Annotated in this window: 10 protein-coding genes; 9 read left to right on the top strand and 1 reads right to left on the bottom strand. The window is 63.4% G+C overall.

The genetic code is table 11. From position 1 onward, the window contains the following. Window positions 1-372: 372 nt before the first annotated feature. Genes SFY93_RS18940 through SFY93_RS18915 form a run of 6 tightly spaced genes read left to right on the top strand, consistent with a single transcriptional unit; the run spans window position 373 to window position 11,582 of the window. Entirely contained in the window at window positions 373-5,592 is a 5,220-nt protein-coding gene (locus SFY93_RS18940; RefSeq protein WP_320444191.1) for an alpha-2-macroglobulin family protein, read from the top strand. After that, window positions 5,589-7,796 carry a penicillin-binding protein 1C gene (gene pbpC, locus SFY93_RS18935; protein WP_414716932.1) on the top strand — a complete coding sequence of 736 codons (2,208 nt, stop codon included), beginning with the start codon at window positions 5,589-5,591 and terminating at the stop codon, window positions 7,794-7,796. Before SFY93_RS18940 ends, pbpC begins: the two co-directional genes overlap by 4 nt. 50 nt (window positions 7,797-7,846) lie before the next feature. Then, a complete protein-coding gene (locus tag SFY93_RS18930) occupies window positions 7,847-9,589 on the top strand; it encodes an ArnT family glycosyltransferase (RefSeq protein WP_320444189.1) in 1,743 nt (580 codons plus the stop codon). Beyond that, window positions 9,589-10,431, top strand: a complete 843-nt coding sequence (locus tag SFY93_RS18925; RefSeq protein WP_175368988.1) for a phosphatase PAP2 family protein — start codon at window positions 9,589-9,591, stop codon at window positions 10,429-10,431. Before SFY93_RS18930 ends, SFY93_RS18925 begins: the two co-directional genes overlap by 1 nt. A gap of 56 nt (window positions 10,432-10,487) precedes the next feature. Further along, entirely contained in the window at window positions 10,488-11,243 is a 756-nt protein-coding gene (locus SFY93_RS18920) for a glycosyltransferase family 2 protein (protein WP_120289651.1), read from the top strand. Further along, window positions 11,244-11,582, top strand: a complete 339-nt coding sequence (locus SFY93_RS18915; RefSeq protein ID WP_068736456.1) for a lipid-A-disaccharide synthase N-terminal domain-containing protein — start codon at window positions 11,244-11,246, stop codon at window positions 11,580-11,582. A 26-nt stretch (window positions 11,583-11,608) separates the two neighbouring features. On the opposite strand, the gene metC is transcribed toward SFY93_RS18915, so the two are convergent. Beyond that, window positions 11,609-12,805: a cystathionine beta-lyase gene (gene metC, locus SFY93_RS18910; protein WP_320444188.1), complete on the bottom strand. Its 1,197-nt coding sequence runs from the start codon at window positions 12,803-12,805 to the stop codon at window positions 11,609-11,611. A gap of 336 nt (window positions 12,806-13,141) precedes the next feature. On the opposite strand from metC, the gene SFY93_RS18905 reads away from it, so the two are divergent. From SFY93_RS18905 to SFY93_RS18895, 3 genes are read left to right on the top strand one after another with little or no spacing between them, the layout of a single operon-like run. Further along, window positions 13,142-14,158 carry an amino acid ABC transporter substrate-binding protein gene (locus tag SFY93_RS18905; RefSeq protein ID WP_093758538.1) on the top strand — a complete coding sequence of 339 codons (1,017 nt, stop codon included), beginning with the start codon at window positions 13,142-13,144 and terminating at the stop codon, window positions 14,156-14,158. Between the two features lie 14 nt (window positions 14,159-14,172). Beyond that, window positions 14,173-15,384, top strand: a complete 1,212-nt coding sequence (locus tag SFY93_RS18900) for an amino acid ABC transporter permease (protein WP_320444187.1) — start codon at window positions 14,173-14,175, stop codon at window positions 15,382-15,384. Next, entirely contained in the window at window positions 15,381-16,901 is a 1,521-nt protein-coding gene (locus SFY93_RS18895; protein WP_320444186.1) for an amino acid ABC transporter permease, read from the top strand. The genes SFY93_RS18900 and SFY93_RS18895 overlap by 4 nt, the downstream gene beginning before the upstream one ends. Window positions 16,902-16,907: the final 6 nt, after the last annotated feature.

Below are 16,907 nucleotides of genomic sequence, written 5' to 3'. Positions count from 1 at the left end.
TCTTAACGTGTCGCGTTTGATTAAAACGCGTAGGGGGCGATCACGGGCCGGGCCGGCCGTTCATGCGCGTATGACCCGTTGTAAAACTGTCACCAAAATCGTGGGCGCGTGCTCGAACCGTTTCCTACACAGGCGCGACCAATCGGCGGTGACGTGGCTTTGCTTTCGACAGGGTCCGCCGCCATGATGCCCGCGGCTTGCGCGTGGGGCTGCGATTTGAGTTACCCGGGTTCGTCACATGATGTTGCCAGCAATCGTCGTGTCTCGCGTTGCGCCGGTCGAGAGACTCGCGAACAAGCTGGCCATGAGTCCGTCACCGTTTTTACGCACATTTGAATCCAGGCGGCATTCGTCCGTGCAGGGGAGTTGTCCATGATTGGTCTGGTTCGCGCCGTCACTGTCTGCGCCACACTGGCGTTCGGCCTCGTCTCGGCTCACGCGGCCGACAAGGCTTTCCGACGGGACGAGCTGGCGGATTCCGCGATCAAGCTCGAGGCGCAGATCAAGAGTGAGGCAGGGCCTGTCGCCAAGAGCGCGGCAACTTTGCGCACCGACGCGGACGCGGCCTTCAAACGCTCGGATTTCCGGGCCGGTCTGCAGACGCTGGGCCAGATCGTGGCGATTGCGCCGGATGACAGCGCCAACTGGCTGCGGCTCGCCAAGACGATCTTCCAGATCCGCCCGGCAACCTCGTCCGAAACCACCTTCCTGCGCGAGCGCGCCGCGACCGCCGCCTATATCGCCTATCAGCGCGCCGGCAATGCCGGCGAGGAGGCCGAGGCGCTGGCCGTGCTCGGCCGGGCCATGGAAGAACGCAAGCTGTGGCGCCCGGCGCTGGACGCGCTGCGCCTGTCGCTCGAGATGCGCGAGGTCGCCGACGTCCGCGGCCAATACGAGAAGCTGCGCGACGATCACGGCTTCCGGTTGCTCGATTACACCGTGGACTCGGATTCCGCCTCGCCACGGGCCTGTTTCCAGTTCTCGGAAGAACTCGCCAAGCGGGTCGATTTCGCGCCGTTCCTAGCGCTCGCCGGCAGCGACAAGCCGGCCCTGACCTCCGAGGAGAAGCAGCTCTGCGTCGAGGGCCTCAAGCATGGCGAGCGCTACAATATCAACCTGCGTGCCGGTCTGCCATCGACGGTGAAGGAGAGCCTGCCGAAATCGGCCGAGTTCAACATCTATGTGCGCGACCGCAAGCCGTTCGTGCGTTTCACCGGCCGCGCCTATGTGCTGCCGCGCACTGGCCAGCAGGGCATCCCCGTGGTCTCGGTCAATACCCAGTCGGTCACCGTCAATGTGTTCCGGATCGGCGACCGCAATCTGATCAACACCGTCATCGGCAGCGACTTCCAGACGGCACTGAGCAAGTACCAGCTCGAGAGCCTCGGCGACGAGCGCGGGATGAAGGTCTGGACCGGCGAGCTGGCCACGGCGTCGACGCTCAATGCCGACGTCACCACGGCATTCCCCGTCGATCAGGCCATCGGCGAGCTGCAGCCAGGCGTCTATGTGATGACCGCGGCGGCCAAGGGGCCGGGCTCGGGCGGTGGCGATGACGACGGCTCGCTGGCGACCCAGTGGTTCATCGTGTCGGATCTTGGTCTCACGGCTTTCTCGGGCAATGACGGCATCCACGTGTTCGTCAATTCGCTCGCTTCGACCGATCCGATGGCCAAGGCCGACGTCCGGTTGGTCGCGCGCAACAACGAGATTCTTGCGACCAGGAAGACCGACGACTCCGGCCATGTGCTGTTCGAGGCGGGGCTCGCCAAGGGCGAGGGCGGTCTGTCGCCGGCACTACTGACGGTGACATCAGACAAGAACGACTATGCGTTCCTGAGTCTCAAATCGAACGCCTTCGATCTCAGTGATCGTGGCGTCTCCGGCCGCGCGGTTCCTGCCGGTGCCGATGCCTTCGTCTATGCCGAGCGCGGCGTTTATCGCTCCGGCGAGACGGTCTATCTCACCGCGCTGTTGCGCGACGGGCAGGGCAATGCCGTGACCTCGGGCCCAATGACTCTCGTGGTCGAGCGCCCCGATGGCGTCGAGTTCCGCCGCGCCGTCCTGCCTGACCAGGGCGCAGGCGGTCGCAGCCTGACGCTGCCACTGAATTCGGCGGTTCCAACGGGCACCTGGCGCGTTCGTGCCTTCACCGATCCGAAGGCGCCGTCGGTCGGCGAGACCACTTTCATGGTCGAGGATTACGTCCCGGATCGGATTGAATTCGATATATCTTCCAAGGATAAGCTAATCAAAGCTGATGCTCCTGTAGAACTTAAAGTCGATGGTCGTTTCCTCTATGGCGCGCCCGCGTCGGGCCTGCAGCTAGAAGGCGATCTGCTTGTCAGCCCTGCCGCGAACCGCTCAGGATTCGCTGGTTACCAGTTCGGCGTTACCGACGAGGAAAGCGCCAGCAATGAGCGGACGCCGATCGAAGGCCTGCCGGAGGCCGATGCCAATGGTGTCGCGACGTTCCCGGTCAGCCTCGCCAAGCCGCCGTCCTCGACGCGGCCGCAGGAGGCGCAGATCTTCATCCGCATGACCGAAGCCGGCGGCCGTGCCGTCGAGCGCAAGTTCGTACTGCCGGTTGCGCCCAGCGCGCCGATGATCGGCGTGAAGCCGCTGTTCAAGGACAAGAACGTGGCCGAGGGGGACAGCGCCGCTTTCGACGTCGTGGTCGTGTCGCCGGAGGGAACCTCGCTGGCGCGCAGCGGCCTGCGTTATGAATTGCTCAAGATGGAATCCCGCTACCAGTGGTATCGGCAGAATTCGTCCTGGGACTATGAACCGGTCAAATCGACCAAGCGCGTTGCCGATGGCGATCTCACCGTTGCCGCCAATGCTCCGGCCCGTATCTCGCTGCAGCCGCAGCCCGGCCGCTATCGGCTCGACGTGAAATCGAATGAAGCCGACGGCCCGATCACCTCGGTGCAGTTCGATGTCGGCTGGTATTCCGACGGCAGCGCCGATACGCCGGACCTGCTGGAGACCTCCATCGACAAGCCGGAATATCTGTCGGGCGACACCATGATCGTTTCGGTCAATGCCCGCACAGCCGGCCTTCTGACAATCAATGTGCTCGGCGACCGCCTGCTGACGACCCAGAGCATCGCCGTCAAGGAAGGCCAGTCGCAGATCAAGATCCCAGTCGGCAAGGATTGGGGCACGGGCGCCTATGTGGTGGCCACGCTGCGCCGGCCGATGGACACCGCCGCGAAGCGGATGCCGGGCCGTGCCATCGGCCTGAAGTGGTTCGGTATCGACAAAAAAGCACGCACGCTCGACGTTGCACTGTCGCCGCCCGCGCTGATCCGCCCGAGCTCGACGCTGAAGCTGCCGGTGAAACTCGGCGGGCTCAACCCCGGTGAGGACGCCAAGATCGTCGTTGCCGCCGTCGATGTCGGTATTCTCAACCTGACCAATTACAAGCCGCCGGCGCCCGATGACTATTATCTCGGCCAGCGCCGCATGACGTCGGAAATTCGCGACATCTACGGGCAGTTGATCGACGGCATGCAGGGCACCCGCGGCCAGTTGCGCACTGGTGGCGATAGTGCCGGCGCTCAGATCGAGGGCTCGCCGCCGACCCAGAAGCCGATGGCGTTGTATTCCGGCATCGTCACCGTGGCCGCCGACGGCACTGCGCAGATCGAGTTCGAGATTCCCGAATTCGCCGGCACTGCCCGCGTGATGGCCGTGGCCTGGACCGCGACTAAACTCGGCCGCGCCACTGTGGACGTCACGGTGCGCGATCCCGTGGTGCTCACTGCGACGCTGCCGCGGTTCCTGCTGTCCGGCGACAAGGGCACCATGAGCTTTGACCTCGACAATGTCGAAGGCGCCCCCGGCGACTATACCATCGCTGTAAAGACCTCCGGCCCCGTCAAGGTGACCGGCAATCCGGCGACGACGATCAAGCTCGCGGCCAAACAGCGGACCTCGATGGCGCTGGCCATCGATGCATCCGGTGCAGGCACGGCGCAGTTCGACGTCGATATCAAGGGACCGAACGGGCTGACACTGGCTCGGCACTATGTGCTCGACGTCAAGGCGGCGACGCAGGTCTTGGCGCGGCGCTCGATCCGCACGCTGGCGAAGGGCGAGAGCCTGACGCTGACATCGGACATGTTCTCCGATCTCGTATCGGGCACCGGCGGCGTCTCGCTGTCGGTCAGCCTGTCCACAGCACTTGATGCAGCGACCATCCTGAAGGCACTGGATCGCTATCCCTATGGCTGCTCCGAGCAGATCACCAGCCGCGCAATGCCGCTCCTCTATGTGAACGATCTCGCGGCCGGCGCGCATCTGGCGATGGATACCGGTGTCGATCAGCGCATCAAGGACTCGATCGACAGACTGCTGGCGCGTCAGGGCTCGAACGGCTCGTTCGGCCTGTGGTCGGCGGGCGGCGACGATGCCTGGCTCGATGCTTATGTCACGGACTTCCTGACCCGCGCCCGCGAAAAAGGTTTTGTGGTGCCGGACGTGCTGTTCCGTGCCGCGCTCGACCGCGTGCGCAATTCGGTCGTCAATGCTGACGAACCGGAGAAGGATGGCGGCCGCGATCTTGCTTACGGGCTTTACGTGCTGGCCAAGAACGGCACTGCGCCAATCGGCGATCTGCGCTATCTCGCCGACACCAAGCTGAAGAACCTGGCGACGCCCATCGCCAAGTCACAGCTGGCGGCGGCGCTGGCGCTGGTCGGTGACCGTGCCCGTGCAGAACGTGTCTATGCGGCGGCCGTCGAAAGCCTCGCTCCGAAGCCGGCCATCGAATTTGGCCGCGTCGATTACGGCTCAGCGCTCCGCGACGCGGCCGCGCTGGTCTCGCTGGCCAGCGAAGGCAATGCGCCGCGGGCAACGCTGACGCAGGCGGTCCAGCGTGTCGAGGCCGCGCGCGGCCTGACGCCGTTCACCTCAACGCAGGAGAATGCGTGGCTGGTGCTGGCATCGCGTGCGCTGGCCAAGGAAGCCAACACGCTGGCGCTCGACGTCAACGGCTCGGCTGTGAAGACCGCCCTCTATCGCAGCTACAAGGCGGCGGAGATGTCCGGGCAACCGATCAAGATCACCAACACTGGCGATACGCCGGTGCAGGCGGTCGTCTCGGTGTCCGGTTCGCCGATCACGCCAGAGCCGGCGGCATCCAACGGCTTCAAGATCGAGCGCAATTACTTCACGCTCGACGGCAAGCCTGCCGACGTCACCAAGGCCAAGCAGAACGATCGCTTTGCCGTGGTGCTGAAGATCACCGAGGCCAAGCCGGAATACGGGCACATCATGGTGGCCGACTATCTGCCGGCCGGTTTCGAGATCGACAATCCGCATCTGGTGTCGTCGGGTGACAGCGGCACGCTGGACTGGATCGAGGATGGCGAAGAACCCGAGAACACCGAATTCCGCGATGACCGCTTCACCGCGGCCATCGACCGCAAGAGCGACGACAAGGCGGTGTTCACGGTCGCCTATATTGTTCGCGCGGTGTCACCCGGAAAGTATGTGTTGCCGCAGGCCTATGTGGAAGACATGTATAATCCGTCGCGCTACGGGCGGACGGGGACGGGCAGTGTCGAGGTCGCGAAGGCGAAATGAGCGAGGGCACGTCCACACCACACACTCCGTCATCCCCGGGCTTGTCCCGGGGATCCATGTATTCTTGTGTGGATCGTGGGCAAGACGTGGATGGCCGGGACAAGCGCGGCCACGACGTGAGGAGAGGCTGGTGGCTTATCCGAAAGGCTGTCGCCGCTGCCACCGTAGTTGTGGTCCTGACTGGTGCAGCGACCACCGCGTGGGTGGCCTCCCTCGGCCCTTTGCCGCTCGACCAGGCCCGCAAAATCTCCACCACCGTTATCGATCGCAACGGCAAGCTCCTGCGCGCCTATGCCATGACCGACGGACGCTGGCGGCTTCCGGTCGACGCGAGGACGTCCGTTGATCCCGGTTATCTCAACATACTGCTCGGCTATGAGGACAAGCGCTTCTACAGCCATCATGGCGTCGATCCGCTGGCGCTCGGCCGCGCCGCGCTGCAGCTCGTCACCCGCGGCGAGATCGTGTCGGGCGGTTCGACCATCACGATGCAGCTTGCGCGGCTGATCGAACCACGGCAGCAACGCTCGATATCGGCGAAGATCAGACAAGCCGTCCGTGCGCTGCAGATCGAGCGGCAGATGAGCAAGGATCAGATCCTCGATCTCTATCTGGCGCTGGCGCCGTTCGGCGGCAATCTCGAAGGTCTTCGCGCCGCGTCGATCGCCTATTTCGGCAAGGAGCCCAAACGGCTGTCGCTGGCGGAATCTGCATTGCTCGTAGCGCTGCCGCAATCGCCGGAACACCGCCGGCTTGATCGCCGTCCCGGCAATGCCCGCGTGGCGCGCGACCGCGTGCTCGAACGTATGGTCGGCGAGGGCAGGGTGTCGGCTGCCGATGCCATGCAGGCGAAATCCGTCAGCGTGCCAAAGCTGCGCAAGCCGATGCCGATCCTGGCGCCGCATTCGGCGGATCAGGCGACATCACTGCACAAGGATCGCTCGATTATCAGGCTCGCGCTCGATGCGGGTATCCAGCGTGCGCTTGAAGGCCTCGCGCGTGATCGCGCGGCGACGCTGGGCAACAATATCTCCATCGGCCTCATCGCTGTCGATAACGAGAGCGGCGACGTGCTCGCCCATGTCGGATCGCCCGATTATTTCGATGATCGTCGTGCGGGGCAGGTCGACATGACGCGCGCCGTGCGCTCGCCCGGTTCGACGCTGAAGCCGTTTATCTACGGCCTCGCCTTCGAGGATGGCTTCGTGCATCCGGAAAGCCTGATCGAGGATCGGCCGGTGCGCTTCGGCAGTTACGCGCCGGAGAATTTCGACATGAGCTTTCAGGGCACCGTGCCGGTGCGCAAGGCGCTGCAGCTCTCGCTGAACGTCCCGGCTATCGCACTGCTCGATCGTGTCGGCGCATCGCGGCTGTCGTCACGGCTCAAGCAGGCGGGTGGCAATCTGGTGCTGCCGCCCGGCGAGGCGCCCGGTCTGGCCATGGGCCTCGGCGGCGTCGGTATTACGCTGCAGGACCTCGTTCAGCTCTATACGGGCGTGGCGCGGCTCGGCAGTTCGAAGCCGCTGCGGGAGATCATGCAGGCCAATGGCGGCGGCGATCGCGAGTCGTTGCGACTGATGGATCCGGTCGCAGCCTGGCAGGTCGGCAATGTCTTGATCGGCACGCCGCCGCCGGAGAATGCCGCGCATAACCGGATCGCCTTCAAGACCGGCACCAGCTACGGCTATCGCGACGCCTGGTCGGTCGGTTTCGACGGACGCATGACCATCGGCGTCTGGGTCGGCCGGCCCGATGGCGCGCCGGTGCCCGGCTTGGTCGGTCGTACGGCGGCGGCTCCGATCCTGTTCGATGCCTTTGCCCGGACCGGCAAGCTGCCGGCTTCGTTGCCGAAGGCGCCCAAGGGCGTGCTGATGGCCAGTAATGCAAAATTGCCGCTGCCGCTGCGTCGGTTCCGCCCGGTCGGCGAGTTGATCCGTACCGGCAGCGATCAGGCCCTGCACATCCAGTTCCCGCTGAACGGTTCCCGGATCGATGCCAGTGGCGGCGAGGGGCAGCTTTCGGCCATACCGGTCAAGGTCGCCGGCGGGATGCTGCCCATGACCGTTCTGGTCAACGGCATGGCCGCCGGGGAACTCGACAGCCGGCGTCAGCGGCTGATCGACCCGCCTGGCCCGGGTTTCGTCCGGCTGACGGTCATGGACGCCATGGGCACCGCAGACACAGTTGTGGTCAGAATCCAATAAGCACGGGCTAACTGGTTGTCCGGTCGGTGGTTTCAGCGTATGCGACAGGCATGGCCGAGACCTATCCAAGACCCCGATTTGGCGCCCCGCGCGAGCCGAAAACCCGTGTCGATCCAGGCAGCAGACTGGTGCGCGTGCTTGATTTCGTCAGCTCCGGCCATGCCCGTGCGGCCGCTTTCCTGACCATTTGCGGATTCCTGTTCTTCCTGCCGGGCTTCTTCACCATCCCGCCGATCGACCGCGACGAAGCCCGCTTCGCCCAGGCGACCAAGCAGATGGTCGAGACCGGCGATTTCGTCGACATCCGGTTCCAGGACGAGGTCCGCTACAAGAAGCCGGTCGGCATCTACTGGATGCAGGCGGCCGTGGTCGAGACCGCCGACGCGCTCGGCCTGCAGAATGCTGAAGTTCGCATCTGGCTCTATCGGGTGCCGTCGCTGATCGGCGCCATTGGTGCAGTGCTGCTGACCTACTGGACCGCGCTGGCCTTCCTGACGCGGCGCGGCGCCGTGTTGGCTGCGTTGATCATGTGCAGTTCGGTGTTGCTCAACGTCGAGGCCCGGCTCGCCAAGACCGACGCCATGCTGTTGCTGACGGTCGTCGCCGTGATGGGCGCGATGGCGCGGATTTACCTGGCGTGGCAGCGCGGCGAGGAGGCCGACAAGGCCCGCTGGCAGGAGCCGGCGGTGTTCTGGACGGCCATGGCGGTCAGCATACTCGTCAAGGGACCGCTGATCCTGATGTTCGTCGGGCTGACGATCATTGCACTGGCGATCATGGATCGCTCGGCCGCGTGGCTGTGGCGATTACGGCCGCTGGTTGGCGTCGTCTGGATGTTGTTGCTGGTACTGCCGTGGTTCGTCGCGATCTTCCTGAAGTCGGGGCAAGCGTTCTTCTCCAATTCGCTCGGCGGCGACATGCTGAGCAAACTGGCAGCGCAGGAATCCCACGGCGCGCCTCCGGGCATGTATTTCCTGCTGTTCTGGATCACCTTCTGGCCCGGGGCACCGCTGGCCGGGATGGCCACGCCGGCGATCTGGCGCGCGCGACGCGAGCCCGGCGCACAATATCTGCTGGCCTGGCTGATCCCGTCCTGGATCGTATTCGAAGTCGTGATGACCAAGCTGCCGCACTACGTGCTGCCGCTCTATCCGGCGATCGCTATTCTCGTCATCGGTGCGCTCGAGCGCCAGGTGCTGGCGCGCAATTGGCTGGCGCGCGGCGCGGCTTGGTGGTTCGCGATCCCGGCGCTAACCGCTGTGGTCGCCGAGATCGGTGCCGTCGCGATCGTCCGCCACCCGGTGTTTCTGGCCTGGCCATTTGCCGCCGCAGCACTGGTGTTCGGCCTGTTTGCCTGGTGGCTGTATGATAACGCCCGCGCAGAACGCTCGTTGCTGAATGCGGTTGTGGCCTCACTGTTCATGAGCGCCGCCTTTTACGGCGTGCTGCTGCCGTCGCTCCGACCGCTGTTTCCAAGCGTGCAGATCGCACGTGCGCTGCGTAACGTGGTCTGCGTCGGTCCCAAGGCTGCGGCAGCGGGATATCACGAGCCGAGCCTGGTGTTCATGACCGGCACATCCACACAACTCACTGATGGTGCCGGCGCGGCGGATTTCCTCCGGCAGGGCAGCTGTCGCTTCGCGCTTGTCGAACTGCGTTCAGAACGCCAGTTCGCGATGCGCGCTGAGGCCATCGGCCTGCGCTACAACATGGCAACCCGCATCGACGGCTATAACTTCTCGCAGGGCAAAGCGATTTCGGTGGCGATCTATCGCTCCGAAGGGACCGAGTAATGGTAGCCCCGGACAAATCGCAGCCACAGACCTATCTGTCGCAACTCGTTGCGCTGGTCTGGCAGTCATTCGCACAGCTCGTTCGCGCACCGTCGCATTCGCGGCGAGCCGAAGCTGCTCGTTATTGGGCGCGCCGTTCGCTGGCGCTTGGCGCCGTGACAGCCGTGATCATCATCGCACTGATGTTCATCGTTGATGCCACCGAGATCGGACTGATGCCGGCGCGGGGCACGGCTGGCCTGTGGCCGCTGCGTATCTTCACTGACTTCGGCAAGGACGAATATGTCCTGCTGGCGTTGTTCGCGTTTATGATCGTTCTGGCCCTGCTGGCGCCGCTGCGGCACGGCACGTCGCGCGCCGTACTTGTCAGCTTCGGCACGCGCATTCAGTACATCTTCCTGTCGGTCGCGCTGTCGGTCTTCGTAGCTGAAATCATCAAAGGCATGCTCGGCCGTGGCCGACCTTTCGTCAGTGGCGCGGCAGACCCCTTTCACTTTTCGCATTTCGCCTGGACGCCGGCCTATGCCAGTTTCCCGTCGGGTCATGCGACCACCAGTTTCGCATTGGCTTTCGCGGTCGCCGCGCTTTGGCCGCGGCTGCGCACGGTGATGATCGTCTACGCAGTCGCGATCTGCGCTAGCCGTCTCGTCCTGCTGGCGCATCACGCCAGTGACGTGGTCGGCGGCGGGCTGGTCGGCTGGATTGGCGCCATGACGGTGCGATACTGGTTTGCGGCCCGACATCTGGCGTTCACCATTCACCAGGACGGCACGATCGACCCGCTGCCAGGGCCGTCCGCAGGCCATCTCAAAAGGGTTGCCCGCGGGACCGCGGCCCCATAATAAGCGGTCTTCGCCGGGCTGGCTGCGACAAGTTCCCGCAGGACCGCCCTCCAACCATGAGCTCCGATTTGTCCGCTCCCGAAGCTGCCCCCGTCGACGTCTCCATTGTCGTGCCCGTGCGCAACGAGCAGGACAATGTCGCGCCTTTGATCGCCGAGATCACCGCCGCGCTCGACGGCCGCTGGCCCTATGAGATCATCTACGTCAATGACGGCTCCACCGACGCGACGCCAGCACGGCTCGCCGAGTTGATGCAAACGCGCGCCAACCTGCGTCGCATCGACCACGCTGCGTCATCGGGCCAGTCGGCCGCCGTGCGAACCGGCGTGCGCAACGCCCGCGGCGCCATCGTGGCCACGCTGGACGGCGATGGCCAGAACAATCCGGCATTCCTGCCCAACCTGATTTTGGCCATTCAGGATGGCGGCGGCCGTGTTGGTCTCGCCGCCGGGCAGCGCGTTGGCCGCAAGGATACCGGCTTCAAGAAAGCCCAATCGAAGATCGCCAATGCCGTACGCAATGCGATCCTCAAGGACGGTACCCGTGATACCGGCTGCGGTCTGAAGGCGTTCCGCCGTGATGTGTTCTTGTCGATGCCTTATTTCGATGGTCTGCATCGTTTCCTTCCGGCGCTGGTGCGCCGTGAGGGCTTCGACATAGCCTATGTCGATGTCACCGATCGGCCGCGCCATTCCGGTGTGTCCAATTACGGATTTTTCGATCGGCTCTGGATCGGCATCATGGATCTCGCCGGCGTCTGGTGGTTGATCCGCCGCAAGCGTACGACGCCGGTCGCAACCGAGTTCAAATAAATGCTGATTCAATATGGTCAGGCGCTTGGCGATTATATCTACGACGTCTTCGTCGCGAAGTTCGATTTCTGGCTCGCCTTTGGCCTGATAGCGCAGCTGCTGTTTACCGCGCGTTTTCTCGTGCAATGGATTTCCAGCGAACGCGCCGGACAGAGCGTGGTGCCGATGGCCTTCTGGTTCTTCTCCATGGCCGGCGGGTTCATGACGCTGATCTACGGCATAGCCAAGCGAGAGCCGGTGATCATCCTCGGCCAGGCCTTCGCCACGGTGATCTATGTCCGCAACATCATGCTGATCATCAAGAACCGCGGCAGCGGATCGAAGACGCTCGATAGCTGAGCGTCTTCGTCTGGCGTCCTCACCGATCAAAGCGCCGCATTGAACGCCGCCAGGCCTCGCTCCAGATCGGCCTTCAGATCATCGACACTTTCCAGCCCGATATGAAACCGCAGGGCCGGACCGCCGGGTGCCCATGTCGTCGCGCTCCGATAATCCGAGCAGTCGAACGGGATGACGAGACTCTCGAAGCCACCCCAGGAGTAGCCCATGCCGAACAGCTTGACGGTATCGAGCAGGGCATCGACGGCTTTTTGCGAAGACGGCTTCAGGATGATGCTGAACAGGCCGGATGCGCCTGTAAAGTCGCGCTTCCAGATGGCGTGGCCGGGATGGCTGGGCAAAGCGGGATGCAGCACCTTCAGCACTTCGGGGCGGGTCTCCAGCCACCGGGCCATCTCCAGCGCCGAGCGCTGATGATGCGCGAGCCGGACGGACATTGTGCGTAGCCCGCGCAGCGCGAGGAAGACGTCGTCCGGGCCGGCGCATGTCCCGAGCAGCCTGATGCCTTCGCTGATCAGCGGCCAGGCTGCGTCATTGGCGGAGATGGTGCCGAACATGATGTCGGAGTGACCTCCGATATATTTGGTCGCCGCTTGGATGCTGATATCGACGCCTTGTTCGAGCGAGCGATGATACAGCGGCGTGGCCCAGGTGTTGTCGTCGAGCACCAGCGCGCCGCGCGCATGCGCGATGCCGGCAATGAGAGGCACATCCGGCATTTCGAAGGATTGTGAGCCCGGCGCTTCGACCAGGACGGCGCGGGTATTCGATTTGAACAGCGCTTCAATGCCGGCGCCGATCAGCGGATCGAAATAGGTGGTCTCGATGCCGTAGCGTGCCAGCATGCCGTTGCAGAAATTGCGTGTCGGCCGATAGGCGCTGTCGCTGACGAGGAGATGATCGCCGGCCTTGAGCACCGAGAGCAGGGCGGTCGAGATCGCGGCGAGGCCCGATGGCACGAGCCCCACGCCGGCACATTTCGGGCCTTCCAGTGCCATCAGCGCTTCCTGCAATGCCTTGGTGGTCGGCGTGCCGTGGCGGCCATACTGAAACTCGCCGCGATGCGCGTGGAGGTCGTCGGCGGTCGGATACAGCACCGTGGAGCCACGCACGACCGGTGGATTGACGAAGCCCCGCTGCGATTTGGTGTCGCGGCCGGCGGTGACGATCACGGTGTCCGTGTCGAGCGAGGTGGTGCCGTGATTATCGTTCGAAGCTGTCATAATGGGGCCGCCGGTCTGCAGGTGTTGCAAGGCCATTGGCATCTGGGTTGCCGAATGGCTGGTTCCGTCACTAAGAGGACACGGCGGATGGCCGTCAACCCCTTGACCCGGCTGGCTGATCGTTCTCTGTTGCGGACCTCGCGATCCCCCGCGGCACGTTGGGGGGCCTGCCGCGAAATCTGCGATTTCCTGCTGATTCGTGCGGTCTTTTTAGATCGTCTCTGCTGTCGTTCGCCTTTCCGGTCGGGCCATTCACGGCTATGGAACTGATCCGTAGGCTCGTCATTCAATTCTTTGCGTCGACCGAGCGTCCTGACGTCCCCAAAGAGGCCTTACATGAAACGCGCAACCTTGATGTTCTCTCTCGCTCTTGCCGCCAGTCTGACCGCGCAAGGCGCATCTGCGCAGACGCTCAAGACCGTGAAGGACCGCGGCATGCTGTCCTGCGGCGTTACCCAGGGCTTGCCGGGTTTCTCGGCGCCGGATGACAAGGGCAACTGGGTGGGCTTCGACGTCGACCTGTGCCGCGGCATCGCGGCGGCGATCTTCAACGATGCTACCAAGGTGAAATATGTGCCGCTCTCGGCGAAGGATCGCTTTACTGCCTTGCAGTCCGGCGAGATCGACGTGCTGTCGCGCAATACGACCTGGACCCTGTCGCGCGATACGTCGCTTGGCGTGAACTTCGCCGGTATCAACTACTATGACGGCCAGGGTTTTCTGGTCCGCAAGGCGCTCAAGGTGAACTCGGCGCTCGAGCTGAACAGCGCCTCGATCTGCCTACAGACCGGCACCACCAACGAGCAGAATGTTGCCGACTATTTCAAGGGCAACAACATGAAGTATGAAGTGATCGCGTTCTCGACCGCCGACGAGACTATCAAAGCCTATGAGTCGGGCCGCTGCGACGTCTTCACGGCTGATCTCTCGCAACTTTATGCAGAACGCCTAAAGCTCACAGTGCCTGCAGATCATGCCGTGCTCCCTGAGGTGATTTCCAAGGAGCCGCTTGGCCCATTGGTGCGTCATGGCGATGATCAGTGGCTCGATGTGGTGCGCTGGACGCTGTTCGCGATGGTCAATGCCGAAGAGCTCGGGATTACCCAGAAGAACGTTGATGACCAGGCGAAATCCGACAAGCCTGAGCTGAAGCGCATCTTCGGCACCGACGGCAATCTCGGTGAAACACTGGGCCTCACCAAGGACTGGTTCGCGCGCATCATCAAGGCGACCGGCAATTACGGCGAGGTGTTCGACCGCAATGTCGGCGCAGGCTCCAAGCTCGGGATCTCGCGCGGACTGAACCAGCTCTGGAACAAGGGCGGAATCCAATACGCGCCGCCGATCCGCTGAGCGCATCATCGCCCGTGGCGACATCGACCGAAGCCAGAAAACCGCCGCTGCAACTCGCTGCAAAATTGCGGCGCGTGCTGGGCGGGCAGGCGGGCTGGAGTGGCTTTGTGCTCCAGGTCGTGTTCGTCGCGGCGCTGGTCTGGATAGGCTATGAGATCGTCGAGAATGCGCGCAGCAATCTGGCCGCGCAGAAGATCGCATCCGGCTTCGGATTCCTGTCAAACACCGCGGGCTTTGCGGTCAGTCAGGCGCTGATCCCGTATTCGGAATCCGACACCTATCTGCAGGTGTTCTTTGTCGGCCTCGTGAACACGCTGGTCGTGTCGCTGATTGGCATATTCTTTGCGACCATCATCGGCTTCATCGTCGGGCTCGGCCGGATGTCGCCGAACTGGCTGCTGGCGCGGATCGCAGGCGGTTATGTCGAACTGATCCGTAACCTGCCGCTGCTGTTCCAGATCCTGTTCTGGTATCTTGCCGTGCTCGCCACGTTGCCGCAGCCGCGACAGAGTATCTCGCTGCTGGACAGTTTCTTTCTCAGCAATCGCGGCTTTGGATTGCCGAAGCCGATCGGGACGGAGGCTTTCACGGCGGTTGCGGTCGCTGTGATCGTTGCGATCATCGCCGCGATGGTGTTGCGCGTTTATGCGCGACAGCAGCTGTTCGCCAAGGGGCGTGTAATAGCCGTCTGGCCGATCACCTTGGGCTTGCTGATCGGCTTGCCGTTGCTGACGGTGCTCGTGCTCGGCAAGCCCGTGACATTCGAGTATCCGGTATTGAGAGGTTTTAATTTTTCGGGCGGCCTGCGTGTGCTGCCGGAGTTCGTCGCGCTGACACTGGCGCTCTCGACCTACACCGCCGCCTTCATCGCCGAGATCGTGCGCGCGGGCGTCCAGTCGGTGCATAAGGGACAGACCGAAGCGGGCGCATCGCTTGGACTTAGCCGGGGTGCAACGCTGCGACTGATCGTGGTGCCACAGGCGATGCGCGTGATCCTGCCGCCACTCACCAACCAGTATCTCAATCTCACCAAGAACTCGTCGCTGGCTGTTGCCATCGGTTATCCCGATCTGGTCTCGGTCTTTGCCGGGACGACCATGAGCCAGACCGGGCAGGCCATCGAGATCATCGCCATCACCATGGCGGTCTATCTCGTGATTTCGCTGGTCACGAGCGCGCTCATGAGCGTCTATGGCTGGCGGATCTCGCGGAGCATGGGCGCATGAGCGACACCAGCTTCGTTGCCAGAGAGCTGATCGCGGAGCGCGCCGCGCCGGTGCGCAGTACGGGCGTCATGGGCCTTGTGCAGGCGCGGCTGCTGAACTCACCGACCAATATTCTGCTGACTGTCGTCAGCCTGTTGCTGCTGTGGTTCACCATTGCCCCCACGGTCAAATTCCTGCTGATCGACGCCGTCTGGCAGGGGCAGGACCGCACGGCGTGCCTGCCGGAAAATACTGGCCACGCCGTCGGCGCCTGCTGGCCATTCGTGCAGGCCAAATTCACGCAGTTTATCTACGGCTTTTATCCTGAGTCGGAACGCTGGCGCGTCAATCTCACTTTCCTGCTCGGCGCGCTATTGCTGTTGCCGCTGCTGATCCCGCGTCTGCCCGCGAAGAGCGTGAATGCCGGACTGTTCTTCCTTGCCTTCCCTGTCGTGGCGTTCTTCCTGCTGTATGGCGGTGGCATCAATGGCTTCGGAATCAGTTGGGCCGCGGATTTTCTGTCGACCGTCGCGGTCCACATCACGGATGTGGGTCGCCGGCTCAGGGGCATGGGCCTTCTGTCCGATATAGCCGTCATCGGTTATCCGCTGACGCTGATAGGCGACGGCGTCGTAGCATTCGGCGACGGCCTGCAGCTTGTCGCGCGGCCGTTTGAGTGGATACGCAACGAAGGCGTCAATCGGGGCCAGGCCGTTTGGTTCGAACTGACCGTCACCGCGATCAGCGTCTCACTGCTCATCTTCGCGCTGAACGGCAGTTTCCGCAGTGGCTGGCAGGCACTCGCCAAGAGCATTTCCGTCTTTATGGGGATCGCCGCTGTCATCGCCTTGCTGCGGCTCGATCGCGGCGGATTGCCGATTGTCGATACGCGGCTGTGGGGCGGCTTGCTGGTGACGCTGGTGGTATCGATCACCGGCATCGTCACGTCGATGCCGGTGGGCATGGCGCTGGCGCTGGGTCGACGCTCGACCATACCGCTGATCCGTCTGTTCTCCATCGCCTTCATCGAATTCTGGCGTGGCGTGCCGCTGATCACCGTATTGTTCTTTGCCACCTATATGCTGCCACTGTTCCTGCCTGGCAATTTCACTGTCGATGGCCTGGTGCGTGCGCTGATCGGCATCGCGCTGTTTGCCGGCGCCTACAATGCCGAGGTGATCCGCGGCGGACTGCAGGCGATCCCCCGCGGTCAGGCGGAGGCGGCAAGTGCGCTGGGTCTGTCCTGGTGGAAGACAACGCGTCTGGTGGTGATGCCGCAGGCGCTGCGCCATGTCATTCCCGGCCTCGTCAACAGCTTCATCGCGCTGCTGAAGGATACATCGCTGGTGTCCATCGTCGCGCTATTCGATCTGCTCGGTCAGCTCCGCGCATCCTTTGCCGATCCGAACTGGTCGACGCCGACGACCTTGTTCACCGGTTTTGCCTTTACCGGCATCATGTATTTCGTGATGTGCTTCGGCATCTCGCGCTATTCGCTATTCGTCGAGCACCGGCTCAATGTGCATCGACGGAGTTGAGGTGAC

The organism is Tardiphaga sp. 42S5, from assembly GCF_034044155.1.
Lineage (GTDB): Bacteria > Pseudomonadota > Alphaproteobacteria > Rhizobiales > Xanthobacteraceae > Tardiphaga > Tardiphaga robiniae.
This window is presented reverse-complemented; position numbering and strand designations above follow the sequence as displayed.